Source organism: Arboricoccus pini (assembly GCF_900187945.1).
Lineage (GTDB): Bacteria > Pseudomonadota > Alphaproteobacteria > Geminicoccales > Geminicoccaceae > Arboricoccus > Arboricoccus pini.
In genome coordinates this window covers 19447-46135 of sequence record NZ_FYEH01000016.1, presented here as the reverse complement: position 1 = coordinate 46135, position 26689 = coordinate 19447, and the positions used below count along the sequence as shown (strand labels likewise).

Sequence of the window (26689 nt, the reverse complement as noted above, 5' to 3'; positions counted from 1 at the left end):
AGAACAGAAGAGTGCCGATGCCGGATGCCTTCATCGAGCTTCGCCAGGCGACGAAGCGCTTCGCCGGCGTGCTGGCGTTGGACAAGATCGACTTTACGCTGAACGCTGGTGAGATTCACTGCCTGGCCGGTGAGAACGGCTCGGGCAAGTCGACGCTCATCAAGCTCATCGCCGGCGTCTACCGCGCCGATGGCGGCGAGGTCAGGATCGGCGGACGCGCGCGGCCGCATCTGACGCCGAAGGAGGCGATCGCCGCCGGCGTGCAGGTGATCTACCAGGATTTCTCGCTCTTCCCGAACCTCAAGGTAGCGGAGAACCTGGCGCTCAACACGCTTCTTCACGAGAACAGGAAGACCGTTGCCTGGAGCCGCGTGCGCGAGCTCGGGCGACAGGCGCTGGCGCGCCTTGGCATCGACATCGACCTGGATGCGGAAGTGGGCAGCCTCTCGACCGCGCAGCGCCAGCTGGTCGCCATCGCTCGCGCTTTGATGGCCGATGTCCGCCTTATCATCATGGACGAGCCCACCACGGCACTCACCGGCCGTGAGGTGGACGCCCTCTTCAAGATCGTCCGTGACATCCAGGCAAAGGGCATCGCCGTTCTCTTCGTCAGCCACAAGATGCGCGAGATGCTCGAAATCTCCGAGCGCATCACCGTCTTTAGAAACGGCCGCAAGGTAGCCGAGGGGCCGACCGCCGAATTCGACGAGGCCAGCATCACCCGTCACATGACCGGCCGTGACATCGACCAGTCGGCCTTCGAATGGACGGGCGACACCATGGCCATGCCGCGCCTGGAGGTCGAAGGGCTGGCCGTACCGGGCATCGTCGAGCCCACCAGTTTTGCCATCCAGGCGGGCGAGATCGTCGGCCTGGCCGGCCTCCTTGGTGCCGGACGAACGGAGCTGGCGACGGCACTTTTCGGCATGCGCCCCGACCATGAGGGCGAGATCCGCATCGATGGCGTCAAGGTCAACCCCCGGAGCGTGGAGGAGGCCATCGAGGCCGGCATCGCCTACGTGCCCGAGGACCGGCTGACCGAGGGGCTTTTCCTCACCCAGTCGATCGAGCGCAACTTCTGCGCCTCGATCCTGGACAGGCTGACGCGTGGACTGCTTCTCCAATCGGGGCAAATACGGGAGGCCAGCCTCAAGACCGTGGACGAAATGCAGGTGGCGACACCCGACGTCGTCCGTCCGGTGATCCAGCTCTCGGGCGGCAACGCCCAGCGGGTCCTGATCGGCCGCTGGCTCCTGACCGGGCCCAAGATCCTCATCTTGAACGGCCCGACCGTGGGCGTCGACGTGGGCTCCAAGGAGCTCATCCACAAGCAGCTTCGCGCACTCGCCCGCGAGCGGGGACTTTCGATCCTGATGATCTCCGACGACCTGCCCGAGCTCGTGCACAACAGCAACCGGATCCTTCTTATGCACAAGGGGGCGATCGTTGAGACCCTGGCCTCGGCATCGGTCAACGAAGACCAGCTCGCCGCCAAGCTGAAGGCGCTGCGCTGATGAAGAGGCTCCTTGCTCGCTCCGAGGTCGTCATCGCCCTCATCCTGATCCTGGCGATGATCATCATCGGCCTGATCAACCCCGCCTTTTGGAACCTCGAGAACCTCTTCAGCCTGCTGCGCCAAAACGTCGTCATCGGCATCATGGCGCTGGGCGTCCTCACGGTGATGATCTCTGGCGGCATCGACGTGTCGTTCCCGGCCTTCGCCGTGGCCGCCATGTATCTGACGGTCCGCGCCATGGTGGGACTGGGCTATGAGGGCGTGATCCTGCCCTTCATCGCGGCGACGCTGATCGGCCTCCTTCTTGGCCTCATGAACGCCTTCTTCATCCGCACCTTCAAGATGATCCCTTTGATCGTGACGCTGGGAACGGCCAGCATCGTGCGCGGGCTCCTCAATGGCGTCGTCGGCACCAGCATCGTCAATATCGACCGTATGCCGCAGAGCCTCATCGCCTTCGGCCGGACGGTCATCAACCTGGGCGGCGCCTCGCTCACGGTCATGCTCTTCATCTACCTGGCCCTGGCCATCCTCGTGCATCTGTTCCTGACCCGGACCATGCTCGGCCGCTCGATTTATGCCTATGGTGGCGACCCTGAGAGCGCCTCGCGCGTGGGCTTCGATACCCGCAAGACGATCTTCGTCGTCTATGCGCTGGCGGGGGCGCTGGCCGGGTTCGCCGGCCTCCTGCACAGCTCCATGAGCTGGCTGGCCAATCCGCGCGACTTCATCGGCCTTGAGCTCGACGTGATCGCGGCGGTCGTCCTGGGCGGCGCCTCGATCTTCGGTGGCCGGGGCAGCGTGATCGGCACGCTGCTTGGCGTGTTCATGCTGGTGATGGTCAAGAACAGCCTGATCATCCTCGGCATCGAGACCACCTGGCAGCTCGTGGCCGTGGGCCTGATCATCATCGTGGCAACGGCGCTGACCGCGCTGCGCGATCGCAAGAAGCTCGGAGCCTGACCCATGCAGAAGATCACGAGCTTCGCCAAGACGCACGAGACGATCATCCAGCTGGTCATCATCACGCTCATCGTCTTCCTGGCGATGAGCTGGGCCAGCCCCCGCTTCCTGCGCTACTATAATTTCGAATCGCTGGCCTTCATCGCGCCCGAACTTGGCATCATCTCGATCGCCATGATGATCGCGATGCTGACCGGCGGCATCGATCTCTCCGTCGTCGGCATCGCCAACCTCTCGGGCATCCTGGCCGGCGTCTTCTTCCTGAAAGTCATGCCAGCCACCCCGGACGCCAGCCTGGCCTACGCCGCGATCCGGCTCACTTTGGCCGTCCTCATCGCGATGTCGACCGGCCTTCTGGCCGGCACACTGAACGGGCTCTTGATCTCGCGCCTCAAGATCACGCCGATCCTGGCGACACTCGGCACGGGCCAGCTCTTCACCGGCTTCGCCGTCGTTCTGACCGGCGGCCCGGCCATCGTCGGCTTTCCGCCCGGCTGGGGCTTCATCGGCAACGGCAAGCTCCTGGGCGTGCCCCTGCCTCTCCTGATCTTCATCGTCGTAGCACTCCTGATCGCCTTCATGCTGAGCCGGACCAGCTTTGGCGTGAAGCTCATGCTGATCGGCACCAACCCCAAGGCCGCGGTCTTCGCCGGCCTGCGCAACGCCAGGATGATCCTTTTCTCCTACATGCTCTCGGGCGTGCTGGCCTCGATGGCCGGCATCCTCCTCTCGGGCCGCACGAACGCCGCGAAATCGGACTATGGCACGTCCTATCTCCTGCAGGCGGTGCTGGTGGCGGTTCTGGGCGGCACCAATCCGGCCGGCGGGCGGGGCAGCGTCCTTGGCGTGACGATCGCCGTGACCGCCTTGATGCTGCTCTCCTCAGGCTTCCAGATCCTGCGATTTTCCAACCATCTGATCGACTTCATCTGGGGCGCCTTCCTGATCGCCGTCATCGCCCTCAATGCATATCGCGCCAGAGGACGTTAGAAAGGCGGCTCAAGGTAAGGGTGGCCCGGCGACAGGAATGAGAGATTGGATCAGCGGCATGATTACCAGTGTCAGGCTCGAGCGCACCTTCTTCAACGAGCATGCGCGCGTCATTCTGCAGACCCGAGGGCTGCGGGCATCGATCTTCCGCTACCCGACCGGCGTCGAGGCCATCCAGATCGCCAACGACCGGGGCCATCTGGTCGTGCTGCCCTTCATGGGCCAGATCATCTGGGACGCGATCTTCGATGGCGTCGATCTCACCATGAAGAACATGTTCAAGGCCCCCCGACCGGCCCGCTCGATCGCCGAGACCTATGGCTGCTTTGCCTTCCACAGCGGCCTTCTGCGCAACGGTGTTCCGGCGCCTGAGGACGATCACGAGGCGCATGGCGAGTTCGCGACAGCCGCCATGGACGAAGCCGGCCTCGAGACCGGTCATGACGGCGAGGGCCCCTATCTCGCGGTCACGGGACTCTATGAATATGTCATGGGCTTCGGCGCCCATTACGCCGCCCGGCCGCGGGTCACGCTGCGCCCGGATTCGACGCTCTTTACGATCGAGCTCGAGGTCACCAACCTCTCCGCCCAGCCCATGGACCTCATGTACATGGCGCATGTGAATTTCGCCTATGCGCCGGGCGGCCGGATCATCCAGCCAGCCCCCTTCACACCGGAGCGGACCAGGGTCCGCCTTGCCGTGCCGGCGCATGTGCGTCCCAATCCCGCTTACCTTGCCTTCATCGACGAACTCGCGGCAGATCCCTCCAGGAGTGCCGTCCTGGACGAGCCCGAACGCTATGATCCCGAGCAATGCTTCTATCTCGAGGGCTTGGGACGGGACACGCTGGGGCTGACCCATGTCATGCTGCGCCGACGCGAAGGCGACGGCTTCTCGATCGCCTATGATCCGGACCAGTTCCCCAAGACGGTCCGCTGGATCCTCGCCAATAGCGACCAGTCGGTCTGCGCCATCGCCCTGCCTTCGACCTGCGAGCCCGAGGGTTATGCCGCCGAGCAGCGCAAGGGCAACGTGCGCAGCCTGGCCGGCAACGCCACAGCGGGGTTCAAGGTCAGGCTTGGCTATCTCGATGCCGCGATGGCCGAGAGGGCCCAGGCCCACATTCAAGCGCTTTAAAGGATAAAGCACATGGCCGGTCTCATCGCCGTCGTCGGCAGCAACATGGTGGACCTTGTCACCTACCTGGATCGCATGCCGGTTGCTGGCGAGACCCTGGAGGCGCCTCGCTTCGAGATGGGCCATGGCGGCAAGGGCGCCAACCAGGCGGTCGCGGCAGCAAGGCTCGGCAGCGACGTCCTCATGATAACCAAGGTGGGCGACGACACGTTCGGCAAGGCCACGCTCGAGAATTTCAAGGCGAATGGTATCGACACGCGGCACGTGGGCATCGTCGAGGGCCTCTCGAGTGGCGTTGCCCCCATCTTCGTCGAGCCCTCGGGCGAGAACTCGATCCTCATCATCAAGGGGGCCAATAACGAGCTGAAGCCCAAGGACGTCGACAAAGCGGCGGCCGAGCTTGCCAAAGCCGACCTTATTCTCATGCAGATGGAGATCCCGGTCGAGACCGTCTACCACGTCATCGCCTGGGCGAAGGAAGCTGGCGTGCGCACGCTCTTGAACCCCGCCCCGGCCGTCGACAGCCTCGATCCCGAGCGCATCAAGGACGTGAGCTTCCTCGTGCCAAACGAGACCGAGCTCGCCATCCTTTCGGGCATGAAGGTGGACAGCAGGGAGTCCACCGAGGCCGCCGCCCGATCGCTGATGGCCAAGGGCATCGGCACCGTCATCGTCACGATGGGCGGCAAGGGGGCGCTCCTCTTCGAGGCCGACCGTACGCTGTTCATCGAACCCTTGAAGGTGACGCCGGTCGACACGACAGGTGCGGGCGATGCCTTCATCGGCAGCTTCGCGCATTTTCTCTGCGATGGCCTGCCGGTCGAAGACGCGCTGAAGACGGCCGCCCGCTATGCCGCGCATTCGATCACGCGACGCGGCACGCAGAAATCCTATGGCACACTGGCCGAGCTTCAGGCTTTCTTGCCGGTCTGAGATGGCATGTCGATGTCGAGATGGGAAAGAATGCCGCCAGTGGCGGCGCCCGTGTCGAGATGGATCAGCCGGCCCCCTGCCCGTCCCTCGCGCATGACGATCGTCTGGCGCGAGACGATGTCGTGGCCGATCACGACGACGAGGCCGTTGGGGATGGTGTCGATCCAGTCATAGCTTCGCATGACCCGGCCGCCGATCATGGGCCCGGCACCGTAGAGCGCCGTGTGGCGCAGCGGTCGCAGCCGCGCTGGCGTATCGCGCAGGGTCGGCGGCGATTTTTCCGCCAGCATGGCCGGCGCAAAGCCCGCATGGACGCAGAAGAGATCACCCACGCGGCGCCAAAGCGGCCGGGTTCCGACGAAGGCCGCAAAGCGCCGGAGCAAAGCCTGACCATCAAACGCGTTGGCAAAAGCCGCAAGGGTCTGCCCGATCTCGCCATCGGTGTCGACCGGGCGGCCGGCCACGTGGCGCCAGAGTTTGTCGTCGTGATTGCCCGGCACCATGTCGAGCATGCCCGCCTCAGCCCTCGCCAGAACCAGCCGGACCACCGCGACGCTGTCCGGGCCGCGATCGACGAGGTCGCCCAGGAGAAGAACCGCCAGGCCCATTCGGTCCGCTTCGTCGAGGCGTGACGCCAAAAGCTCTATCTCGCCATGCACGTCGCCGATGAGCCGGAGGCCGCCGACGCCCGGCGGCGGAAAGACGGTATCGCTCATGCGGTCATTCGGAGCATCGAGAGACGTTCCCATGCTGCTATGCTCCCCTCACAATCGCGCGAGCAGGCCTCACAACCGGAAGCCCTTCGAGTGATGGGCCTGACGTCGGCGTATGGGGTGGCCTAACTCACTCGTAGCGGTGGCGGGCAGCGTCGCGGCCATGTCCCCCGCGGTGGAAATTTGGCGACGCGGCCACGCTGGCGGCCGGTGCGACGACGGTCTCTCGACCCTCGTCTCCGACGCGCAGCGGATCGTTAAGAGTTCAAGGAGAAATTCAACGTCCATCGGACCCGTCCTCGTGGTGGAAGATGAAGTCCTCATTCGCCTGATGGTGACCGAGGAGTTGAGTTTCGAGGGCTTTGACTGCCACGAGGCTGCCAATGGCGAGGAGGCGATCGCCCTCATCGACGCAGCGCCCGAGCGCTTTGCCGTCCTGGTCACCGACTTTCACATGCCGGGTAGTCGCGACGGTGTCGAGGTGGCACGGCATTTTCGCGCCCGGCATCCTGGCGCGCCTGTGATCATCATCACCGGCCGGCCCGACGCGCTGGCGGAACGCTACAGCGTCTTTCCATTCGACATCGTGATGCACAAACCGTTCACGCCTTCCCAGTTGCTGGCGAGCATCCGCCGGCTTCTCGGCTGCGGCGACGCCGACAAGCCTCAGCCTTAACGGTACCTTCACTCTTTTGCCGCATCTTTACATGATCGGACGCCCTCGATGCCCGTGATAACGGAGGAAGGCACTTGTCCCAGACAATCCTGCGGCCGGTCGAGCGATCGGCCAGGGCTGGTAACGGCCTCGTCCATTATATACTGCGCGGCAAGGACTATCCCGTGCTGCTGGCATTCAGCGGCCCACTTGAGGCCATACGCCACGCGGCGGAGCTCTGCCAGCGGGATTTCCACCTCTATGGCTGCGTCGACGGCCAGGGCCAATCGATCAGCGGCGATGACGGCTGCGGCGGCCACCCGCCTTTCATGCTTTGCCACAGCTTTCATACACCGCTCGACATCCTCCCCCCCGGGCAGCCGGGCTACTGGCTGGCCATGACCTGGAGCGAGATTGAGGATGCGGACTTCCTCTGCCTGCCGCGCGCCGCCCCGGATCACCGCCGTCAGGGTGCGACCGGCGATGCGCCAGGGCGAACACCTGACTCCTCCATCTAGGGATTGACGGGAACATGGCCTTTGGGCTGATCGATGCCCGCCGCTGCGAGGAAGGGCCGCAGCGCGGGATTGAGATTGCCCGGCTGCCAGACAAGGACATGCTCGATCATCGGCGCATCGTCGAGCTCGCGAAAGAGCACGTTGGCGATGCCCAGCTTGTGCATCGACTGCGGTACCAACGCGACGCCCAAATCTTCGGCGACGAGGCTGACGATCGTCTGCTGCAGTTGAACCTCGAGCTTGACGCTGGGCTCGAACCCACCGGAGCGGCAATACCCGCTTATCGCTTCCCAGAGCTTGGGCGCCACCTCGGCCGGTGTCGCGATCAGGTCCTCGCCCTTGAGGTCTGCCGCGCGGATCAGGGCATGGCTGGCCAGAGGATGGTCCGCATGCAGCGCCAGGCACAGATGCTCGCGATGAATGGTGTGCGCCTCTAGGCCGCGCATGGGACCGGGGTCGAACATGATCGCGGCATCGAAACGGCCGGTCAGGGTGGCATCGGCAAGGGTCCCCGGGATGACCTCGCGCAGCTGGAGGTGGACCTGCGGGTGTCTTGCCATGTAGCGCCGCGCCAAGCTCGGCAGGACCGTGTGGGCGGCATGCATCATAAAGCCGATCGAAAGCTCGCCGAGCTCGCCCCGTTGCGCCAGCCTTGCATTCTTGCAGGCCTGATCGAAGGAGGCCAGGACGATGCGGGCGTCGTCCAGGAAACGGCGGCCGGCATGGGTCAGCGTCGCATGCCGAGAGTGACGTTCCAGGAGACTGACGCCCAGCTCTTTCTCGAGCGCCGAGATCTGCCGGCTGAGGGGCGGCTGGCTGATATGCAGGCGCTGCGCCGCGCGCCCGAAATGCAGCGTCTCGGCGAGGGCCACGAAATAGCGCATCTGTCGGATGTCGAGCATGATACCAAATCGGCATGAGTGGAGCCGGAAAACAGCATTGGATGATATCATAGCGGGCGCCTAGTCTGCCATCTCCAAAGACGATCGGCTTTGACATGCTCTCGACGTTCACCATCATCCTGCCCATCTTCGCGCTGATCTTCGCCGGCTGGCTGGCCCGCCGGACGGGCGTGCTCGGACCGGGCGCCACGACGGAACTCAACCGCTTCGTGGTCTATCTGGCCCTCCCGGCCCTGCTCTTCGACATCGTCGCCCACACGCGCTGGAGCGACGTCTGGCAGCCCGGCTTCATCCTGGCTTTCGGGCTCGGTTCCACCCTCGTCTTCTGCTTGACCGTATTCGTCCGGCTGCATCGGCCTCGGCATCTGGCGGATGCCGCCATCGACGGGCTCAACGCCGGCTACGCCAATACCGGCTTCATCGGCTTTCCCCTGGTCTTCTTGACCCTCGGGCAAGAGGCGCTGGCGCCCACCATGATCGCCACCATCATCACGGTCTGCCTCCTCTTCGCGGTCGCCATCATCCTGATAGAGACGGGGCTGCAGAGCGAAAGGCGGCCTGCCCATCTCTTCATGAAGGTGGGAGCCTCGCTTGGCCGCAATCCCCTGCTCGTCGCCCCGGTCCTGGGCGCCATCGTCCCGCTCGCCGGCCTGAGCGTCCCGGCACCGGCGGAAAGCTTCTTAAAGCTCCTGGGCGGGGCCGCCTCGCCTTGCGCGCTGGTGGCGCTGGGCCTCTTCCTGGCGGCCAAGCGGGAGAGGCAAGGACAGGATATCAGCGGGGCTGCCCTCCTCGTCGGCTTCAAGCTCGTCCTGCAGCCGATTGCCACCTGGGTGCTCGCGACCACTGTGTTCGGCCTGTCGCCCTTGCTTGCCCACACGGCCGTCCTGCTGGCGGCACTGCCGACCGGGACGGGCCCCTTCATGCTGGCCGAATTCTACGGTCGCGAGGCCGGCGTCACCTCCAACGTTGTGCTTGCCTCGACGATCGCCTCCGTCTTGACGATCAGCTTTTATCTCGCCTGGGCCGCTTGAAATCTGCCCGTTCCTGGCACCGCTTTTGCTTCATCTTTTTGTCTGACTGAAAGATGAAGGAAGGCCGTCGCGGCAGGGTCTGCGGCGTTCATCGGGGTGGAGGATGCGATGCTGGATGAAGATGTCGTCGTCGCGACAGCGCGCGGCTGCTGTGCCGGGGACATTCCGGAGGTCGCGGCGCCGAGGCACCCCCTGGAGCCATTGACGCCTGCCGAGATCGCGCGAGCGGCAGAAATCGTCCGGGGCCATCTCGAGCTGGACGGCCCCTTCCATTTCGAAACCATCGAGCTGCTGGAGCCGCCAAAGGCCGAGGTGCGCGCCTTCCGGCAGGGCCACGCCTTTGCCCGCCAGGCCAGGGTCAATGTGTTTCGCGCCGGCAAGATCGGTGTCTACCGGCTGACCGTCTCGCTCGACCTTGGCGAAGTCACCGGGCTCAGCCATCTGCCGACCGCCCGGCCGATGATCAAGCTCGAGGAGTTCGTCAAGATCGAGGACGTCGTGAAGGCCGATCCGGCCTTCATCGCGGCCTGCGCCCAGCGTGGCGTCACCGACATGAGCCTGGTCTGCGTCGATCCCTGGTCGGCCGGCAGCTTCGGGCTGCCGGGCGAGGAAGGCCGCCATCTTTGCCATACGTTCGCCTGGGTGCGGATGCGCGAGGACGATAATCTCTACGCCCATCCCCTGGAGGGCATCTGCGCCGTCCTCGACATCAAGACCTGGGAGATCCTGCGCGTCGACGACCATGGCGTGGTCCCGGTACCGACGACCGAATATAATTACGAGACCCGCTTTCAGACCAAGACGGTCGAGACGCTCAAGCCCATCGACATCGTCCAGCCCGAAGGGGTCAGCTTCGCCTTGGATGGGCGGGTGATCACCTGGCACAAATGGCAAGTACTGATCGGCTTCAATGCGCGCGAGGGCTTGACACTGCACGATCTACGCTATGACGGGAGGCCCACCTTCTATCGCCTCTCGCTGGCCGAGATGGTGGTACCCTACGGTTCGCCCAACGGCGGCCATTTCCGCAAGAACGTCTTCGACATCGGCGAGTACGGCCTGGGCTCCCTGGCGAACCCCTTGACGCTCGGCTGCGATTGCCTTGGCGCCATCCAGTATCTGGATGCCTGGCTGAACGACATGTCGGGCAATCCCTACAAGATCGACAATGCGATCTGCATCCACGAGGAGGATGCGGGTATCCTCTGGAAGCACACGGATTTTCGCACAGAGCGCGCCGAGGTGCGCCGCAACCGACGCCTTGTCATCTCCTCGATCTCGACGGTCGGCAATTACGAGTATGGCTCATATTGGTATCTCTATCTGGATGGCACCATCGAGTTCGAGATGAAGGCCACCGGCATGATCAACACGGCGGCCAGCCAGCCGGGCCAGAAGGACAAATACGCCCAGGAGGTCGTGCCGGGCGTGCAGGGCCAGATCCACCAGCACGCCTTCTGCGTGCGCATGGATCTGGCGATCGATGGCGAGTGCAACTCCGTGGTCGAGCTCGAAACCTTCGCCGAGCCCGAGGGACCGACCAATCCGTGGGGCAACGCCTTCTATCAACAAGGCCGCGTACTGGAGCGTGAATCGGAGGCGCAACGAACGATCAATCAGGCGACGATGCGCAGTTGGAAGTTCATCAACCCGAACAAGCTCAACCAAGTGGGCGAGCCCACCGGCTACAAGCTGCATGCGGGCGACGCGCTCACTCCCTTCTTCCAGCCCCGCTCCTATTCGGGCAAGCGGGCCGCTTTCATGCAGAAGCAGCTCTGGGTCACCGCCTTCGACCCCGAGGAACGCTATCCGACCGGCGACTATGTGAACCATTCCACGGGCGAGGAAGGCCTGCCCAGCTATGTAGCCAAGGATCGGCCGCTGGCTGGCCAGGACATCGTAGCCTGGCACGTCTTTGGCCTGCACCACCAGCCGCGCCCGGAGGATTTCCCCGTCCAGCCGGTGATCACGACCGGCTTTAAACTGGTCCCGAGCGGCTTCTTCGACCAAAATCCCTGCATGGATCTCCCAGCGCAGACCAACGGCGCCAGCCGCCATGCGGCTTGCTGCACGCGCTGATCCACCGCCGCTCCTGAGGGCCGGCCAGCGCCTCGAGTCATTCCGGCACGATCTGACCGGCCGTCGATGTCCAACTGGTGACGTAGCGGCCCCCACGGCCGGCGTGTTTCAAGCGCGGCATCCAAGCTATCCGCCGCATGGCCTAGGTTCCTTTGCAAGATCACGGCTGCAATGTGCGGCCGAGCCCCCAACGATCTGGGCTGGTGTCACAGCCATGCTCCAGTCAGGGTGAGCGACGCCGGGCGACGCGCGCCGGGCCAGCCGCTATACTTGGACGGCCGCGCCCGATGGGGCCGGCTTATGCCAATGCGGGAGAATGAGGTCGTTGAGCGTTCTGGTAACCGGCGCTGCCGGGTTCATCGGCATGCATGTGTGCCTGGCCCTACTGAAGGCCGGGGCCGAAGTCATCGGTGTCGACGACATGAACGCCTATTACACGCCTCGCCTGAAGGAGGCGCGCCTTGCAAGGCTCAACGCCCGGAAGGGCTTCACCTTCATGGCCGGCGACATCGCCGATCGCCAGGCGATGGAGCATATCGGCCGCGCGCACGGCGCCAGCGTCTCGTCCGTCGTGCATCTGGCAGCCCAGGCCGGCGTCCGCCATTCGCTTGCCGACCCCTTCGCCTACGTCCAAAGCAATCTCGTGGGCCACATGGTGATCCTCGAGCTCTGCCGGCATCACCTGCCGGCCCTCACCCATCTGGTCTATGCGAGCTCCAGCTCGGTCTATGGCGGCAACGAGAAGGTGCCCTTCGCCGTGGGCGACCCCGTCGAGTGCCCCGTTTCGCTCTATGCCGCTACCAAGCGTTGCGACGAGCTCTTGAGCCAGAGCTATGCCAGCCTCTATGGCATCCCGCAGACCGGCCTGCGCTTCTTCACCGTCTATGGTCCCTGGGGCCGGCCGGACATGGCCTATTGGCGCTTTGCCGCCGCGATCCGGCGGAACCGGCCGATCCGGCTCTATAACCAGGGGCGCATGCGTCGCGACTTCACCTATGTGGACGATATCGTCGAGGGCGTCTTGCAGGCGCTGGCGCGACCACCCACGAGCCTGCCCGTGCCCCATCGCCTCTATAATCTGGGCCATGCCGATCCGGTCGAGCTTCGTACCTTCGTCCGCCTCCTGGAAGCAGCGCTCGGGCAGTCAGCCCGGATCGAGCTAGCACCGATGCAGCCGGGAGACGTAGAGACGACGATGGCCGACATTGAAGCCACGCGCCGCGACCTCGACTGGCAGCCGCGCACCGACCTGGCGACGGGTCTGGATCGCTTCGTCGCATGGTTCGACGCCGAGGCCGCGCTCACCGCCTCGGTCGATGCCGATCCGGCCTGATCATCCCCTTGGCCGGCCGAGCTCGACCAGCCTGTCGCAGCGTGACGCGATCGGGCTGACTTCTGCGACCTCCCGCTCCCATCGATCATCCTGTTCGATCTGGGCGGTAGCGCGTTCGCCCAGCCGGCTGGCATCCCTCTGATCGACGTCGATGGCGGCCCGGTCATTGCCGACAGGCCAGCGCGCCTATCCCACGATCCTTGTCATTCCCTCAGGACAGGATACGCATGGCGGCAGGATATTTCTTGGGGATGCCATGTCGCCGGCTCAACTCAGTGTCATTTTTTTCCTCGAACTATTTGTGATCATCGCGACCTGTCGATTCGTCGGATGGCTAGCACGGCGCTTCCTGGGCCAGCCGCAGGTTGTGGGCGAAATGATGGCCGGTGTTGTTCTCGGTCCATCCCTCCTGGGCTTGTTCGCACCTAGCTTGCAGGCAACGATCTTTCCGCCCGAGGCCAGGGGTGTGCTCTATGTCGCCGCCCAGCTGGGCGTCGGTCTCTATATGTTCCTGGTGGGCCTTGGGTTTCGGAGCGACGAATTCCGCACGCGGATCATGAGTGCGGGCGTCGTCTCGCTCTCGGGAATAGCCGCGCCGTTCCTCGTTGCGATCTTGATGACGCCCTGGCTGATGGGGCATCCGGGTCTATTCGCGCCGCAGCTGACGGTTATGCAGGCGACCCTGTTCCTGGGCGCCTGCATCTCGATCACCGCCTTTCCCATGCTTGCGCGCATCATCCACGAGCGCGGCTTGTCGGACAGCCCGCTGGGCATGCTGGCGCTGGCGGCCGGCGCGATCGACGATGCCGGCGCGTGGATCATTCTTGCCATTGTCCTCGCAACATTCGGCGACGGGCCGCTCGTCGTCGTCAAGGCGGTCAGCGGTGCCAGCATCTTCGCGCTGGTCGTGCTCTGGCTGGGGCCACGGCTCCTGGCGCCGCTCGGCCGCCGGCTCGAGCGCACCGGCACCTTGGGCGAGCTCGAGCTCGCCATAGCCCTGGGCCTCTTCATGCTCGCGGCCTTCACGATGGACTGGGTCGGCATGCATGCTGTCTTTGGCGGTTTCCTCTTAGGCGTCGCCATGCCGAAGGGACGCTTTAGCGACACGCTGCGGCACCAGTTAGAGCCCTTCACGGTCATCGTCCTGCTGCCCTGCTTCTTCACCTTCTCCGGCCTGAATACGCAGCTCTTCCTGGTGAGCGACAGCAGTCTCGTCTTCGTCAGCCTCGCCATCTTAGCCGCCTCCATACTTGCTAAAGGCGGCGCCTGCTGGGCCGCGGCGCGGCTGACGGGCCAGGACGGTCGGACCGCGCTCGGCATCGGCGCGCTCATGAACGCCCGCGGCCTGATGGAACTCATCATCATTAATATCGGCCTGCAACGCGGACTGGTCGGACCGACTTTTTTTGCTATTCTCGTTGTAATGACGATCTTGACGACCTTGATGGCGGCTCCATTGTTCGAGCTGGTCCAAGGTCGTCAGCCGCACGGGCGCCAAGGCCTTACGACTGGTTTGGGCGCGCCCCATGCCGGACCTCACGAAAACGGGTCATGATCCCGGGCTGCTGGTCCTGATCAAGACGTCGGCGTCAACCACAAATGGAATTTTCTCGCGGCTCATGCTACAATTTGGTCTGGTGCGTGGTGCGCTCTTTTACAGAGTGGGTAACAGCCGTCATTCAATGCGGTATCCCCAACTCTATCCCCGAGCCTGTGGACAAGCAGTCACGTGGTCGACGCGGCCGGGTTGCACCTTAAGTTGTAAGAAGACCGAGATTCCGGCCATCACTCTTTCCACCCAACCGCACGAACGGGTTCGCTTGACACAAGATCGAACGACAGGTGCGGCGCAATGAGGTCGACAGATCCTGCGGAATACGAGATCGACCGGATCAACAGACGTACCTATGGCGACTCCCGGGTGGTCAAAGAGTATGGCAGCGTCACGGGCTGGCTGGACCCGGGCGAACGCGCCTGTTTCGACTATGCGCGGGCGGTCGGTGCCCATGGTCCGCTGCTCGATATCGGCGTCGGCGGGGGGCGTACGGTCCCGATGATGCGGGCATTCTCCTCCGCCTATGTCGGCATCGACTACACGCCGGCCTTACTGCGTCGCGCGCAGGAAAATCATCCGGGCGTGGATCTTCGTGAGATGGATGCCCGCAGGCTTGACTTCGCCGATGGCACGTTCGGATTGGTCAGCTTCAGCTATAACGGCATCGATTCAGTGGGCGACACCGGTCGCTCGCAGATCTTGCGGGAGGTCCATCGTGTCCTCGAACCGGGCGGCCTCTTTTGCTTCTCCTCTCTTAACCATGAGGGGCGGTCCGACCGCAGGCTCCTCCGGCTACCCAGCTCGGCGGAAGTCTTGCAACCGAACCTCCTCCTGCGCTGGGTGAGGGAAACTTTGGTCAGTCTGCGCAACATGCAACAGAGCCGCAGCTTGGTGCGGGAGACCGAGAAGACGTCGCTTCGGCCGATCGCCGCGCATTTCTGCGGGCTGATTGGCCGCTACACATCGCTCAGCGAGCAAATCGGCGAATTGGAGCAGCACGGCTTTGTCGTGGAGGCCTGCTTCGACAACGTCACCGGAAGCCCGGCCCTTGGCCGGGTCGAACTGGAAGACGTCGACTGCCTGCATTACGTGGCCCGCAAGACCGCTTGATGGCCTAGGGCCGCGCGTGCACGGCGCCGCAGTGATCGGCGCGCGGTGTAGTGATCGCTATCCTAACCTGAAATAGCTATAATCCTACCAGGATACGCGTGATGGGCGAGAAAATCCAATCCGCCGTGCTACACATTTCTGACGCCGCAGTAAGGAATGTGACCGTTGACGAAGCCGCCAGCCGTTCCCTTGGTCGATAATCCCAATGCACCCGAGCTGTTCGCGGCGGATGCCGTCGGATTTTTCGCTCATGAGGGTGTCGTTTACATCACCTTCGCGGCCCCCAAGGTGAACCACTCGACGTCGCCAAGCTCGCTCAATCGCGTGGTCGTCGGGCGCCTCGCCATGCCGGTCAAAGGCGCGCGCCAACTGGCCGAAGGTCTCTTCGACTTCATCAAGACGCAGGAAGACAATATGCGGCTGGCGGCTTCCAATGCCGGACGGACGCAACCCACAGCTGTCCGATCGGGACGCGACAAGCCGAACTGACGCGCTCGCATTGGCCGTCCGCTGCCCGACACCGCCGAATTGATATCCGTTACGAAAACGATAACCGCGTCGACATCTTTCTCGAAAAGTCTGACGCCAAACCGAGGAACCCGCCTTTTTGGGCAAGGTCATGCAACAGGCATTCGCGGCGACGCCGGTCTGCCCGAGCCTTGACGAACCGCGGGGAATCATCGGCGGAATCGCACCTTGGAACGTCCGGTTCCCGACGGGAGCCATAGGGGCACACGCCGCGAGAACCGCTGGATCAACGATCCCTGAGGGGCCCAATACGACCGCCAGAGGCACGGCCCGGGACCATTGTTCGATCGTCCCGGCCTAGCAATCAGGGCCGCCAGGTCGCTGCCGCCGCACGAACCGGGGCCGCATCCCGTCAGCGGCCCCGAGCCATCAATAGCTCTTGGGATCGGCGGTCTTGGGGGCCTCGGCACGCAGTTCCGAAAGGAACTTGTTGCCGGCCATGGACATGAAGCGGAACTCGCTCAGGAAAGCGAAGAACTGGTAACCCAGCGCCTCCATCTCGCGCGTGTATTCGACCGTCCCGGTATGGATGCCAGCGACGACGCCGTGGCGCTTGCAGGCCTCGGCAACCCGTTCGATCGCCGCATAGACTTCCGGAAAGCGCGGATCGAAGCCGGGCTTGTAACCCATCGACACGGACAGATCCGAGGGGCCGACAAAGATGGCATCGAGACCCGGCGTGGATAGAATCTCATCGAGATTATCCATGGCCTCGCGGGTCTCGATCATCGCCATGGCGATGACGGTCTCGTTGGCGTAGGTGGCGTAATCTGGACCGCCATACATTGTGGCGCGCACCGGCCCCATGCTGCGATGGCCGACAGGTGCGTAGCGGCAGCTGCGGACGAAATACTCGCACTGCTCGCGCGTGTTCACCATCGGGCAGATGATGCCATAGGCGCCGGCATCGAGCATCTTGCCGACAATGCCCGATTCCAGGGAGGGAACGCGGACGAAGGGCGTGGCATCGGTGACCGAGATCGCCTGCAACATCCGCAACGCGTCGGAATAGTCGATCATGCCGTGCTGCATATCGATCGTGACGCTGTCCCAGCCCTGGCGCGCCATCTGCTCGGCCGACACAGAAGAAGGGATCATCAGCCAGCCGTTATAGACGCTCTTTTTCTCTTTCCAGGCAACGCGCGCATTATTAGTCCGCATTGTTTCGCTCTCCAGTTCCTATGGAAATCTTCGGAAGACGGCACAAAATGATGATTGCTTTCGTGCCGTAGAAATGACGGCGAGGCGGCGCGGACCTCGAGGCCAGCGCCGCTCGCATCGGCTCTCTCACTCCTGGAACGGCCCCAGCAGCCCGAGATCACGCAGTTTGGCCGTCAGGCGGTTGCCCGCCATGACCGCCTCGGAAAAGCTCGCGGTAGTCGCCTGAACCCTGTCGCCGGCAGCGGCCCCGTAGAACGAGGTGATCACGCTGGCATATTCAGCCAGGTGCGCTCCCTCTTGACCGAGGCTCGCAAGGATCGCCGTTGAAACCGAGCCGATGTCCCGCGGCCGCGCCGGCCCGCCATCGACAAAGCCAGCGGGAAGATCGCCCACGAGATTATGCACGCGGCGGTTCTTCAGCAGGTCCAGGATGAGATCCACGGCCAGACGCGCGCCCGCCAGACGGGTTGGATGGTCGGTATCGGCAACGGCATGCGGCAGCAGGAGCACGCGATCGCCAAAGCGCCTTGCCAGCGGCAGATAAGGAGCAAGCGGACCCGTTGCCTTGCCGCCTCTGTCCAAAAAGATATCGGCATCGACGGCCAGCTGGCCGATGCGTCCGGACGCCAGCGCGCGCTCCAGGGCCGGCGTGTCGACAACCTCGCCGCGGTCGAAATTGATCAGCATGGCGCCGGGGGCGACGCGCTCAAGCATCGCCTCGCCGACAAAACCCACATTCACCGGAACGTTACGCGCGGGATCAACGGGCCCCAGTCCCAGGTGGACGCTCACGACATCAGCATCAAGGAGCGCATCCGCCGGGGTAGCGGCAAAGGCAAAGCCTTCCGATTCGATCCAGACACGATGCCTGGCGCGCGCATGGATGCGCACCTTCATGCCGAAGGCCGCCGCCAGCCGTGCGACCTCGCGGCCGATATTGCCGTAACCCAGAATGGCCATTGTCTGGCCTTCCAGCTTCGTCGTGGCATAGGCTCCCAGATCGCGGCCGGTATCAAATTCGCCGCGCATGACGCGGTCGTGCAGAGCCTCGAACGGCAGATCGGGACGACGGCGCAGGAGTGCCTTGATGACCATCTGAGCGGTGGCACGGGAATTCATGCCGGGCGTGTTCATCAACGCGGCCGTGCCGCCGCGTCCGTCCCCCCCGCCCCAGCTTTCCGAGCGCATATTGCCGGTGCCGGCACCTATGCGCACGCCACCGAAGGCGAAGCGGGTGCCGGCCGGAATGACCGTGGCGGCGGCGATGATCGCGTCATATCGGCCATCGCCGGCCTCAGCCAGAAGGTCCTCCTCGCGGCTGAGTTCGGGTCGGTAGAAGAAATGGACGCGCCCCGGCTCCAGGCCGACAGCATCGCTGTAGCCGCCCGCATGGAAACGGCCGCCCACGGTCTCGACATAGTGGCGAAAGGGTGTCGGGTCCGCCTGACCATCCGCCCCCGGCGCCAGAGCCATGAGATCGGCTACCAGCACCTTGAAGGTCGAATTGCCGTCTTCAGACATGTTCCATGACCCCATAGGCGCGGTCCACAGGTCGACAAGCGATCACGGAAAGATTTCCGATACCGTCTTGACCCGCTGGAACGCCTCGAGGCCCTCGATGCCGCTCTCCGAGCCATAACCCGACGCATTGACGCCGCCAAAGGGCGTCTCAGGGGTCGAGATGGCGGTATTGTTGACGCCGACCATGCCTGCGTCCAGGGCAAGTTCCGTTTGATGCGCCAGCGCGCCGCTGGTCGTGAAGACGAAGGAAGCCAGCCCATAGGGCGTCGCGTTGGCACGGGCAATCACGTCGTCGAACGTGCTGAACGACTGGAATGATGCGACCGGGCCGAAGGGCTCCTCTTGCATGATGCGCGCATTGTCGGGTACGTCGGCGAGCACGGTCGGTGCATAGAAGAAGCCTTTGCCGCCCAGCGACTTGCCGCCCGTCAACAGGCGAGCGCCCTTGCCGACCGCGTCGTCGACGAGGCTCTGGATGGCGTCCAGCCGGCGAGCGGCAATCATTGGCCCCATCTGGGTGTCGGCATCCAGGCCATTGCCGATCTTGAGCTGCGCCACGCGCGCGACGAACAGCTCGAGAAACCGTCCATAGATGGTCTCGTGAACGAAGAAACGGGTGGGCGACGTGCAGACCTGACCGGCATTGCGGAACTTCGCGGCTGCCAAGGTCGCGACGGCAAGCTCGACGTCGGCATCGTGATGCACGATGACAGGCGCATGGCCACCAAGCTCCATCGTGCAGCGCTTCAAGGTCTCGGCAGCCCGCTGCTGCAAGAGCTTGCCGACGGCGGTCGAGCCGGTGAGCGAGACCTTCTTTGGGATCGGCGAGGCCAGAAGATGGCTGGAGACCTCATCAGGCACGCCGAAGACGAGATTGATGACACCTGCCGGCACGCCCGCCTTTTCAAAACAGCGCGCGAACGCGACCGCGGTGCCGGGTGTTTCCTCGGCCGTCTTGAGAATGATCGAGCAGCCAGCACCCAGGGCACCGGCGACCTTGCGGATGACATTCGAGGCCGGGAAGTTCCAAGCGGCGAAGGCGGCAACGACGCCGACCGGCTCCTTGAGGACGATCTGGCGCTGGTTAGCTATGCGCCCGGGGACGATGCGGCCATAGGCGCGCTTGCCCTCTTCCGCGTACCAGCGCGTGGCGTCGGCCGAGAAAGCAACCTCGCCGCGCGACTCAACCAACGGCTTGCCATTCTCCATCGTGAGGAGGCGTGCGATGCGCTCAAGGTCCGCGTCGATGAGGTCGGCGGCCTTCATCATGATGCGATAGCGCTCGATTGCCGTCATCGACTTCCAGACGCGAAAGCCCTTGTCTGCTGCGGCAAGCGCTTCGTCGAGATCAGCGGAGCTCGCATGCGGGACGCTCGCCATCTCCTCACCTGTTGCCGGATTGACCAACGGCTGTGACTTGCCCTCGCTTCCCTCGCGCCAGACGCCGTCGATCAGCAGTTGGATTTTTTCGTCGTACATAAAGAGCTCCAAGAAGCAGAAAAATAAATCGGCGCGCGTCAGAACCGGCTCGATTGATAAGGTGTGAGGTCGATCATCGTGGGCCGCCCTTCCGCTAGCTCGGTCACGAGCCGTCCGGTGGTCGAGGCGCCGATCAGGCCTTGGTGACCGTGGCCGAATGCCAAGATGACGTTGGGGTGGCGCGCCGTCCGCTCGATGACCGGGATGCTGTCAGGCGTTCCGGGCCGGTTGCCCATCCAGCGACGCACCCGCGATGTGTCGATGCCGGGAAACATGTGCTGACCCTGACGGACCAGGATGGCGGCGCGTTCCCAGCGGGGTCCGGTGCCCGGCCTTGCGAACTCGACCGTCCCGGATAGGCGCAGGCCGTCTTCCATGGGCGCAGCCACGAATTTGCGCGAGGCCGAATTCGTCTGCACCCGCAGGCCCGTGCCGTCGCCCTCGATCACGACGTGATAGCCACGCTCGCAGATCAAAGGCACACGTACCCCCAGCTGTTGGGCGAAGGGGCCGGAAAAGGCGCCGGCGGCGACGACGAAGTGATCCGCCTCGATCGAGCCGTTGTCGGTGGCGACTGCTCGCACACCGCTGCCACCCAGGACGAAACCTTTGGCCTTGGCGCGATGCAGTCGCACCCCCTTGGCGACAGCCAAGCGCCAGAGACTGGCGACCATACGCCCCGGATTGGCGCACTGGCCTTGTTCGGGCAGATAGACGGCCGCCTTGTAGTCGGAGCTTATGGCCGGTTCGAGCTCGCGGATCTGACTTGCGTTCAAGATCTCGACCTTGACGCCGCGCGCGCGGCGCATGCCCACGGACAGCGCCGATTTCGCGGGCCCCTCCAGGTCCTCATAGACGATGAGCTGACCGCGATGACTGATCAGGTCCGCGCATTGCGCCTCGCGGACGAGCGGATCGTAACTCTCGAACGTATGGCGGTTGAGCGCGATCATCGCATCGGCGACTTCCTCGACCCGGCGGCGGCGGCTGGACCAGAGAAAGCGCATCAGCCAGGGCAAGGCGTGCGGCACGTCCATCAAGCGAAGGCTGATCGGCCCTTCGGGATCGAGCAGCATGCCAGGCACTTCCTTGATGATGCCGGGCATGGCGTTCGGAATGCAGGAGCCGGGCGAGAGGCCGCCGGCATTGCCGTAGGAGCACTGGCCGCTGCTGCCTGGCTCGACCGTATCGATCACGGTGACATCGAAGCCCGCGCGCACCAGGTAGTTGGCGCAGCAGACGCCCACGGCTCCCGCGCCGATGACAACAACCCGCCGCCCGGCGCCGCTTGCTGGCGGCACACTCTTGGTATTGGACCACGCCATTGATTATGACCCGATCAGCGTGCGGCGGTGCAGGGATCTGGCATTTGCTGCGGCCTTATGAAAACGGTTGGCGCCATGCCGCCCTAGGACACTTCGGCCGCACGCGGGCAGATGCCGCTCACGATGCCCAGGACTTGCTGTCCCGCCGCATGCGTAACGACAAGCGCGAAGACCTCGGTCAGACCAGTCATGCGGCCGCCCCATGCGTTGCCATATCTTCAATCTCAGCACATTCAGGCTGGCCAGCCCGACCGTCCGGAACGACGCGACCTGATAATTCCGTGCTTCCGTGGTTGCGCGCAAAGTTATTGTCATGTCTCAATGAACCATATGACGTACGACAATGATCCTCTTTGCGTAGCATTGTCAATGTCGAGGGCGTGCGGCCGGCTTTGCATCTCATGTTGAAATTACCGGCCGGTAGGGCGGGGACGCGACAGGAGCGGAGAGGCTGACCATGGGCCGCGAAAGACACGTATCGGGCGCCGCCCTCAAGGGGTCATGTGCGCTGACGCGGGCCGTCCTTCTCAAGGCAGGTGGGTGAGCGCAGATACCACCTATCATCCGCTCGGGACCTGCAAGATAGAGCGATCCGCAGTTCGTGGTCGGCGATCACCTCAAGGCCGGCGGCGTCGAGGATTGCGGGCCAAAGACGCATCGATTATGCCGCGCATTGTCTCAGCCAACACGGATGCCGCCACCTTCAAGATCGGTGAGGAAGCGGCCGGTTTGATCAAATCAGGCCTGACCTTGCCGAGCGTGCTGCCAGCGCCGCGCGAATTGACCTAAGACAATACATCATGTAGTTTAAAATGAAGGGCGCGGACGACATCGGAACTGGAATGACGCTGAATCCTAAACAGAAACAAGCCGACAATACATCAGCATCTTCCGGTTCGCTCTGGCATCCCACCAAACTCGACAATAAGCTGCCGCCCTACCTTTCCCTGGTTCAGGCCCTGAGCACGGATATCGAAAGTGGCCGGCTGCGCCCGGGCGACCGCCTGCCGCCGCATCGCGATCTTGCGCGCGACCTCGGCCTCAGCATTGGCACGGTCAGCAAGGCTTATCGCGAGGCACAAAGCCGAGGCTACCTCTCAAGCCATGTGGGCCAGGGCACCTTCGCGATCGGCAAGGCCGCACCCAAGCCGCCATTGGCACGTAATGCCGATTTCATCAATCTGGGCTTGAACCAGCCGCCGCGCCACTCACAGCTCGAGACCTTGCAGCGCGCTATGCAAGAAACCCTGAACTCTCCCTATCTAGAGGAACTTTTTGCCTACCATCAGCATCAGGGGCGTCCCGAGCACCGGGAAGTCATCGCCGGCTGGATGGCAAGGCAGTCCTTCAAGCCCAGTCCCGATCAGCTGATCATCTGCAACGGCGCGCAGCACGCCATCGACATCGCTATCCGACTGTCGACGAAACCTGGCCAGAGCGTCGCCACGGACGCCCTCACCTATTTCGGCTTCAAGGCGGTGGCGGATGTTAACAATATCGGGCTGACCGGCATTGCCATGGACGCACAAGGCATGCTCCCCGAGGCCCTGGACGAGGCCTGCGGCGCCTATGACATCCACTGCGTCTATCTGATGCCGACCCTGCAGACGCCGACGGCAAGGACCATGAGCGAGGCGCGCCGACGGGCCATCGCCAAGGTGGCGGAACGCCACCGGCTGATGATCATCGAAGACAATGTCTATGGATTTTTCGCCGAGACCGCGCCGATTTCCTTTGCCGAGCTTCTGCCCGACCAGACGATTTATATCGAGAGCTTCTCCAAATGCCTCCTGCCGGCATTCCGGGTCGGCATGGCGGTCATTCCGCCGGCTTTGATGGATCGCGCCATTCTCTTCCTCCATGCGACCAGCTGGATGAGCTCGTCCTTTCTGGTGGAAGCAGCAAGCCGGATGATAAAGTCCGGCGCGCTGCAAGACGTGATCGCCGCGAGCCGGACGGAAGCCCGCGCGCGCTACAAGATCTTCCAAGAAGAACTGAGCGGGCATGTGCGTGAGGAGTTGCCAAACCCCAGCCCAGGCAATCATGTCTGGCTCAATCTCGGCGAGGATTGGACAAGCGCCAGCTTCTATTTCGCTGCACACAGCAACGGCATTCTGGTCTCGCCGCCCGATTCCGTGAACGCCACTCTCGCGCCCTTGGGGGTAAGGCTCTGCCTTGGCGGCGTCGACCGGCACGAGGATCTGCGCCTCAGCCTGCGCAAACTGCGCTCGATCATGGAGACGCCGTCCTCCTCGATCGTCTCCTTCGTCTGAGGCTGTCTCCTGGCCTAGAGGCCAGATAGCCTTGCCGCGCCCTCGATGACAGGCCGCCCGATATCGTCATCAGCGTCATGGCATAGACGCCAAGTCCCATGGGAGAGACCGTCCATCGTCGTGATCAGCCGATGGTCCAGCAGCACCGTCGCGGTGATGCCGAGGAGGAGGATGACCGTCTGCCAGTAATGACGGAACCCCAGTGGCAACAAAGCCGCCGTCGTCGTCGTCATTCGCGGCGGCCCAGCAGGCCGGGCGGAGGCCAGGATGAGGAGCACGATCAAGACTACCCATCGTGGGGGCGAACTGGCCTGCTGATGCCCTGCAGGGCGGCGCCTGTCTGGTTCCGCGCCGCCGCGCGTATCGCCCGGCCGGTGACCGTGCGCATCAAGAAGTACCAAAGGCCGAGGACTCATGCCGAACGTGACGATGAAGGCGACCAGCCGCCGGATCGGCATGACCATGTTGCCATACCGCAAAATGCCGGGAAATAACGGCGGCACGCAACGGCCGACCGAGCCCGCGCTTTGCACTATCGGAACTGGAGAACGTAGCTCAACCCCAGCGCCGCCATGAAAATCGAGATGAAGGCTCACCCAGCGGGCGTATCAGCAGCTTCTCGCACAAGCCAACCTCGGCTCCGGCGACCGGCAGGCCTCGCAAAGGGAGCGCGACCGCTCAGTGCTAGCCAACTCGGGCAACGGTCTCGACGGATAGAGAACATGTCAATTCTGCCCACACCAGAACCTTAAGTCCCGGATATCGTCGAGCAACATGGATCATGGGAAGGTATGGCTGGGGCGGTAGGATTCGAACCTACGAATGCCGGAATCAAAATCCGGTGCCTTACCGCTTGGCGACGCCCCAATCTCGCGATGCGGGCAGAACCTAGCAGCGCTCCGGCCAGGACGAAAGATGGCCAGCCGCGCCAAAAGCGACATCAGCCGGTCTCGGCGGGTCACCATTATTGCGGGAGCCCCCCATCCATCGGCCGGGCCGCGTGCCTGGCCAGCCGGCGCAGCGTCGCCACGATGACGACGGCCAACCCCGAGAGGGTAACGATGAGCGCCGGTCGCCAGCCGGCAGGGCCGAGACTGAGATTGGCGCGTAGTACCAAGATCGCCGGCGCACCTATCGCCAGATGATAATAAAGCGCCTCCCCCAGCGCCGTCAGCGCCGTGGTCGCGACTGTCAAAGACAACAGCCAGACCGGCCCCAGAGCCCGCTGTCGCCCAAAGCGCCGATCGACCAGACGATAGAGCATGAGCCAGAGGGCGAGACCGGTCAGCAGGGTCGGCTGCGTCACGTCCAGCTTCGACTGCATGAAAAAATGAACGAGGGCCAAAAAGAGGGCCGGATAGACCAGCCCATGCAGCCGCCGCCAGCGCCGGATGCCCATCCGACGCAGCGCCAAGTCGGTCGAGGTGACCCCAAGGGCGATGAGGAAGAAGAGCGCCAGGAGGCCGATCGTCAGATAATAGCGCAGGACCAGTTCGTTCGCGACGACGCCGAGATCGAAGGCCTTGTCGACGATGAAGAGGCAAAAATGGCCAAGCGCGTAGGCCAGCACCGAGAGGCCCAGCATGCGCCTGAGAATGAAGACGCGGGGCCAGAGGAAAATCCGCCGGCAGGGCGTGACGAAGAGGGTCAGGAGCAGGAATCGGATCGCCCAAAGCCCCGTCGCGTGTATCGCCAGCGTCACCGGCCGCGGCTCGAGCAACTCCAAGGGGATCTGCAGGAGCACCCAGACAGCCGGTGCCAGGAGGCAGAGCAACGTTGCCAGCTTCAGGCCCGAAAACCGGCCACCCTGATCGTACCAGGGCATCCTCCTCCCGATCCGCGCCACCGCCCACATCCGCCCATCCTCGAGGCTACCGGCTGAACGCTCGACCTGGAGCACCCATCCAGGCGTCGATGTGGCTCGCCATCGGCCGCTGTCACCTGCCTATCAATCCCAGGAGCCGCCCCTAGCTGCCATAGATGTTGAAGGCAAAATAGCGGTTGGCGATCGCCTGATACTGACCCGAGGCCCGCACCTTTGCGATCGCCTGGTTGATCTGGTCGCGCAACGCCGTGTCGCCCTTGCGAACCGCGATGCCGGCACCACTGCCGAACCATTGCTCGCTCGCCAGATCGGGCCCGACAAAGGCATAACCCCGTCCGTCTTTGGTCGAAAGAAAACCTTCCTGCAGGGCCAGCGAATCGCCCAGCACCAGATCGGCCTTGGCCGCTCGCAGCGCCGCCTCCGCCTCCTCCAGCGTCTGGTAGCGCAGGACCGTCGTCTTTGCCGCCAGGACGGCGCTTAGATATTTGTCATGCAGAGAATTACGCTGCACGGCGATGCGCTGACCCGACAGATTGGCGAAATCGATCTTGGTCCCCTCCTTGGCGATGAACTTGGCGGGCGGCTGATAATATTTGTTGGTGAAGTCGACCTGGCTGCGCCGCCAGGCGGTCATCGACATCGAGGCCACGATCGCATCGTACTTGCCGGCCTGCAGATCGGGGATCGCATCCGCCATGTTGTCGATACGCATGAATTTGCAGCGCACCTGCATCTGCTCGCAGATCGCTCGCGCCATGTCGGGATCGAAGCCCTTGACCACACCCTTGGCATCGACCGTGCTGAAGGGCGGAAAGGTGCCATCCAAGCCCACCTTGGCCACCGGCCACTTGGGATCGCCCCCCGTCATCATGGATGTCTCGCCAGCGGCCGGTGCCGCCTTCGCCGCCGGCTTGGCCATAACCTTGCCCGCGGCCTCCGCCAGGGCCGGCTGGCCGATGGCGGCCACGAAGACCAGGGCCGCCCATAAATTTCTGCTGTTCATCATGCTTCTCCAACGAGCGCGATCTTTGCCCAATCACCAAAGACCGGCCTGTTCCCGGTCCAGCCTGCGCGTTTCTTGCTTGGGGCACCGTCAGCTAGCAAAGTGCGCGGTGAAAGTCACAGAAGGATTCGCGTGCGT

Annotated in this window: 24 protein-coding genes and 1 tRNA gene; 15 read left to right on the top strand and 10 right to left on the bottom strand. The window is 63.8% G+C overall.

The window, feature by feature from the left end; translation table 11 throughout:
* The first annotated feature begins 17 nt into the window (after nucleotides 1-17).
* From CFB17_RS16675 to rbsK, 5 genes are read left to right on the top strand one after another with little or no spacing between them, the layout of a single operon-like run.
* On the top strand, nucleotides 18-1514 hold the full coding sequence (locus CFB17_RS16675) for a sugar ABC transporter ATP-binding protein (protein ID WP_088562714.1): 1497 nt from the start codon (nucleotides 18-20) through the stop codon (nucleotides 1512-1514).
* A complete protein-coding gene (locus CFB17_RS16670; protein WP_088562713.1) occupies nucleotides 1514-2479 on the top strand; it encodes an ABC transporter permease in 966 nt (321 codons plus the stop codon). Before CFB17_RS16675 ends, CFB17_RS16670 begins: the two co-directional genes overlap by 1 nt.
* 3 nt (nucleotides 2480-2482) lie before the next feature.
* A complete protein-coding gene (locus CFB17_RS16665) occupies nucleotides 2483-3469 on the top strand; it encodes an ABC transporter permease (RefSeq protein WP_088562712.1) in 987 nt (328 codons plus the stop codon).
* A gap of 58 nt (nucleotides 3470-3527) precedes the next feature.
* On the top strand, nucleotides 3528-4607 hold the full coding sequence (locus CFB17_RS16660; protein ID WP_088562711.1) for an aldose 1-epimerase family protein: 1080 nt from the start codon (nucleotides 3528-3530) through the stop codon (nucleotides 4605-4607).
* Between the two features lie 12 nt (nucleotides 4608-4619).
* The gene (gene rbsK, locus CFB17_RS16655; RefSeq protein WP_088562710.1) at nucleotides 4620-5540 is read left to right on the top strand and encodes a ribokinase; all 921 of its coding nucleotides are present in this window, start codon (nucleotides 4620-4622) and stop codon (nucleotides 5538-5540) included.
* Here rbsK and CFB17_RS16650 read toward each other — a convergent pair.
* Nucleotides 5519-6289, bottom strand: a complete 771-nt coding sequence (locus CFB17_RS16650; protein WP_088562709.1) for a metallophosphoesterase — start codon at nucleotides 6287-6289, stop codon at nucleotides 5519-5521. The two genes, rbsK and CFB17_RS16650, sit on opposite strands and share 22 nt — an antisense overlap.
* Nucleotides 6290-6554: 265 nt before the next feature.
* On the opposite strand from CFB17_RS16650, the gene CFB17_RS16645 reads away from it, so the two are divergent.
* Nucleotides 6555-6929, top strand: coding sequence for a response regulator (locus CFB17_RS16645; protein ID WP_165769669.1), 375 nt, complete (start codon nucleotides 6555-6557; stop codon nucleotides 6927-6929).
* Between the two features lie 74 nt (nucleotides 6930-7003).
* Nucleotides 7004-7426, top strand: a complete 423-nt coding sequence (locus CFB17_RS16640; protein WP_088562707.1) for a hypothetical protein — start codon at nucleotides 7004-7006, stop codon at nucleotides 7424-7426.
* Here the strand turns inward: CFB17_RS16640 and CFB17_RS16635 are convergent.
* Nucleotides 7423-8328, bottom strand: a complete 906-nt coding sequence (locus tag CFB17_RS16635; protein ID WP_088562706.1) for a LysR substrate-binding domain-containing protein — start codon at nucleotides 8326-8328, stop codon at nucleotides 7423-7425. The genes CFB17_RS16640 and CFB17_RS16635 overlap by 4 nt on opposite strands.
* A 95-nt stretch (nucleotides 8329-8423) precedes the next feature.
* On the opposite strand from CFB17_RS16635, the gene CFB17_RS16630 reads away from it, so the two are divergent.
* From CFB17_RS16630 to CFB17_RS16605, 6 genes are all read left to right on the top strand, one after another.
* Nucleotides 8424-9359 (top strand): AEC family transporter, encoded by a 936-nt coding sequence (locus CFB17_RS16630; RefSeq protein ID WP_088562705.1) that lies wholly within the window; start codon nucleotides 8424-8426, stop codon nucleotides 9357-9359.
* Nucleotides 9360-9467: 108 nt separating this feature from the next.
* Nucleotides 9468-11438 carry a primary-amine oxidase gene (locus CFB17_RS16625; protein ID WP_088562704.1) on the top strand — a complete coding sequence of 657 codons (1971 nt, stop codon included), beginning with the start codon at nucleotides 9468-9470 and terminating at the stop codon, nucleotides 11436-11438.
* 325 nt (nucleotides 11439-11763) lie between these two features.
* Complete coding sequence (locus CFB17_RS16620) at nucleotides 11764-12771, top strand: SDR family NAD(P)-dependent oxidoreductase (RefSeq protein ID WP_207762147.1); 1008 nt, start codon at nucleotides 11764-11766, stop codon at nucleotides 12769-12771.
* A gap of 256 nt (nucleotides 12772-13027) precedes the next feature.
* Nucleotides 13028-14326, top strand: coding sequence for a cation:proton antiporter (locus CFB17_RS16615; RefSeq protein WP_088562740.1), 1299 nt, complete (start codon nucleotides 13028-13030; stop codon nucleotides 14324-14326).
* A 297-nt stretch (nucleotides 14327-14623) separates the two neighbouring features.
* Complete coding sequence (locus CFB17_RS16610) at nucleotides 14624-15436, top strand: class I SAM-dependent methyltransferase (RefSeq protein ID WP_088562702.1); 813 nt, start codon at nucleotides 14624-14626, stop codon at nucleotides 15434-15436.
* Nucleotides 15437-15601: 165 nt separating this feature from the next.
* Nucleotides 15602-15925 (top strand): hypothetical protein, encoded by a 324-nt coding sequence (locus tag CFB17_RS16605; RefSeq protein ID WP_088562701.1) that lies wholly within the window; start codon nucleotides 15602-15604, stop codon nucleotides 15923-15925.
* Between the two features lie 408 nt (nucleotides 15926-16333).
* Here the strand turns inward: CFB17_RS16605 and CFB17_RS16600 are convergent, their stop codons facing one another.
* The 4 genes from CFB17_RS16600 to CFB17_RS16585 form a co-directional block, all read right to left on the bottom strand.
* Entirely contained in the window at nucleotides 16334-17125 is a 792-nt protein-coding gene (locus CFB17_RS16600; protein ID WP_088562700.1) for an HpcH/HpaI aldolase family protein, read from the bottom strand.
* A 126-nt stretch (nucleotides 17126-17251) separates the two neighbouring features.
* Nucleotides 17252-18646, bottom strand: coding sequence for an NAD(P)-dependent oxidoreductase (locus CFB17_RS16595; protein WP_088562699.1), 1395 nt, complete (start codon nucleotides 18644-18646; stop codon nucleotides 17252-17254).
* Between the two features lie 42 nt (nucleotides 18647-18688).
* On the bottom strand, nucleotides 18689-20125 hold the full coding sequence (locus tag CFB17_RS16590) for an NAD-dependent succinate-semialdehyde dehydrogenase (RefSeq protein ID WP_088562698.1): 1437 nt from the start codon (nucleotides 20123-20125) through the stop codon (nucleotides 18689-18691).
* A gap of 38 nt (nucleotides 20126-20163) precedes the next feature.
* Nucleotides 20164-21450, bottom strand: a complete 1287-nt coding sequence (locus CFB17_RS16585) for an NAD(P)/FAD-dependent oxidoreductase (RefSeq protein ID WP_088562697.1) — start codon at nucleotides 21448-21450, stop codon at nucleotides 20164-20166.
* A 663-nt stretch (nucleotides 21451-22113) separates the two neighbouring features.
* Here CFB17_RS16585 and CFB17_RS20105 point away from each other — a divergent pair.
* Nucleotides 22114-22239 carry a hypothetical protein gene (locus tag CFB17_RS20105; protein WP_407642434.1) on the top strand — a complete coding sequence of 42 codons (126 nt, stop codon included), beginning with the start codon at nucleotides 22114-22116 and terminating at the stop codon, nucleotides 22237-22239.
* Nucleotides 22240-22292: 53 nt separating this feature from the next.
* Nucleotides 22293-23723, top strand: coding sequence for an aminotransferase-like domain-containing protein (locus tag CFB17_RS16580; protein WP_165769667.1), 1431 nt, complete (start codon nucleotides 22293-22295; stop codon nucleotides 23721-23723).
* Nucleotides 23724-23737: 14 nt separating this feature from the next.
* Here CFB17_RS16580 and CFB17_RS19710 read toward each other — a convergent pair whose 3' ends face one another.
* The 4 genes from CFB17_RS19710 to CFB17_RS16560 all read right to left on the bottom strand — a co-directional run bounded on the left by CFB17_RS19710 (nucleotide 23738) and on the right by CFB17_RS16560 (nucleotide 26551).
* Nucleotides 23738-24181 carry a hypothetical protein gene (locus tag CFB17_RS19710; protein ID WP_088562695.1) on the bottom strand — a complete coding sequence of 148 codons (444 nt, stop codon included), beginning with the start codon at nucleotides 24179-24181 and terminating at the stop codon, nucleotides 23738-23740.
* A gap of 334 nt (nucleotides 24182-24515) precedes the next feature.
* Nucleotides 24516-24590, bottom strand: a tRNA-Gln gene (locus CFB17_RS16570).
* Between the two features lie 97 nt (nucleotides 24591-24687).
* Nucleotides 24688-25548: a protein-methionine-sulfoxide reductase heme-binding subunit MsrQ gene (locus tag CFB17_RS16565; RefSeq protein WP_243389921.1), complete on the bottom strand. Its 861-nt coding sequence runs from the start codon at nucleotides 25546-25548 to the stop codon at nucleotides 24688-24690.
* A 142-nt stretch (nucleotides 25549-25690) separates the two neighbouring features.
* A complete protein-coding gene (locus CFB17_RS16560) occupies nucleotides 25691-26551 on the bottom strand; it encodes a transporter substrate-binding domain-containing protein (protein WP_165769666.1) in 861 nt (286 codons plus the stop codon).
* Between the last annotated feature and the right edge of the window lie 138 nt (nucleotides 26552-26689).

Excerpts from the sequence above, each read along its gene's own strand:
- CFB17_RS16630 (WP_088562705.1), top strand. The coding sequence starts at position 8,424 with ATGCTCTCGACGTTCACCATCATCCTGCCCATCTTCGCGCTGATCTTC.
- CFB17_RS16650 (WP_088562709.1), bottom strand. The coding sequence starts at position 6,289 with ATGGGAACGTCTCTCGATGCTCCGAATGACCGCATGAGCGATACCGTC.
- CFB17_RS16675 (WP_088562714.1), top strand. The coding sequence starts at position 18 with ATGCCGGATGCCTTCATCGAGCTTCGCCAGGCGACGAAGCGCTTCGCC.
- rbsK (WP_088562710.1), top strand. The coding sequence starts at position 4,620 with ATGGCCGGTCTCATCGCCGTCGTCGGCAGCAACATGGTGGACCTTGTC.
- CFB17_RS20105 (WP_407642434.1), top strand. The coding sequence starts at position 22,114 with ATGCCGCGCATTGTCTCAGCCAACACGGATGCCGCCACCTTCAAGATC.
- CFB17_RS16600 (WP_088562700.1), bottom strand. The coding sequence starts at position 17,125 with ATGCGGACTAATAATGCGCGCGTTGCCTGGAAAGAGAAAAAGAGCGTC.
- CFB17_RS16610 (WP_088562702.1), top strand. The coding sequence starts at position 14,624 with ATGAGGTCGACAGATCCTGCGGAATACGAGATCGACCGGATCAACAGA.
- CFB17_RS16565 (WP_243389921.1), bottom strand. The coding sequence starts at position 25,548 with ATGCCCTGGTACGATCAGGGTGGCCGGTTTTCGGGCCTGAAGCTGGCA.
- CFB17_RS16590 (WP_088562698.1), bottom strand. The coding sequence starts at position 20,125 with ATGTACGACGAAAAAATCCAACTGCTGATCGACGGCGTCTGGCGCGAG.
- CFB17_RS16670 (WP_088562713.1), top strand. The coding sequence starts at position 1,514 with ATGAAGAGGCTCCTTGCTCGCTCCGAGGTCGTCATCGCCCTCATCCTG.
- CFB17_RS16580 (WP_165769667.1), top strand. The coding sequence starts at position 22,293 with ATGACGCTGAATCCTAAACAGAAACAAGCCGACAATACATCAGCATCT.
- CFB17_RS16665 (WP_088562712.1), top strand. The coding sequence starts at position 2,483 with ATGCAGAAGATCACGAGCTTCGCCAAGACGCACGAGACGATCATCCAG.
- CFB17_RS16660 (WP_088562711.1), top strand. The coding sequence starts at position 3,528 with ATGATTACCAGTGTCAGGCTCGAGCGCACCTTCTTCAACGAGCATGCG.
- CFB17_RS16595 (WP_088562699.1), bottom strand. The coding sequence starts at position 18,646 with ATGTCTGAAGACGGCAATTCGACCTTCAAGGTGCTGGTAGCCGATCTC.
- CFB17_RS16560 (WP_165769666.1), bottom strand. The coding sequence starts at position 26,551 with ATGAACAGCAGAAATTTATGGGCGGCCCTGGTCTTCGTGGCCGCCATC.
- CFB17_RS16615 (WP_088562740.1), top strand. The coding sequence starts at position 13,028 with ATGTCGCCGGCTCAACTCAGTGTCATTTTTTTCCTCGAACTATTTGTG.
- CFB17_RS16625 (WP_088562704.1), top strand. The coding sequence starts at position 9,468 with ATGCTGGATGAAGATGTCGTCGTCGCGACAGCGCGCGGCTGCTGTGCC.
- CFB17_RS19710 (WP_088562695.1), bottom strand. The coding sequence starts at position 24,181 with ATGCCGATCCGGCGGCTGGTCGCCTTCATCGTCACGTTCGGCATGAGT.
- CFB17_RS16635 (WP_088562706.1), bottom strand. The coding sequence starts at position 8,328 with ATGCTCGACATCCGACAGATGCGCTATTTCGTGGCCCTCGCCGAGACG.
- CFB17_RS16585 (WP_088562697.1), bottom strand. The coding sequence starts at position 21,450 with ATGGCGTGGTCCAATACCAAGAGTGTGCCGCCAGCAAGCGGCGCCGGG.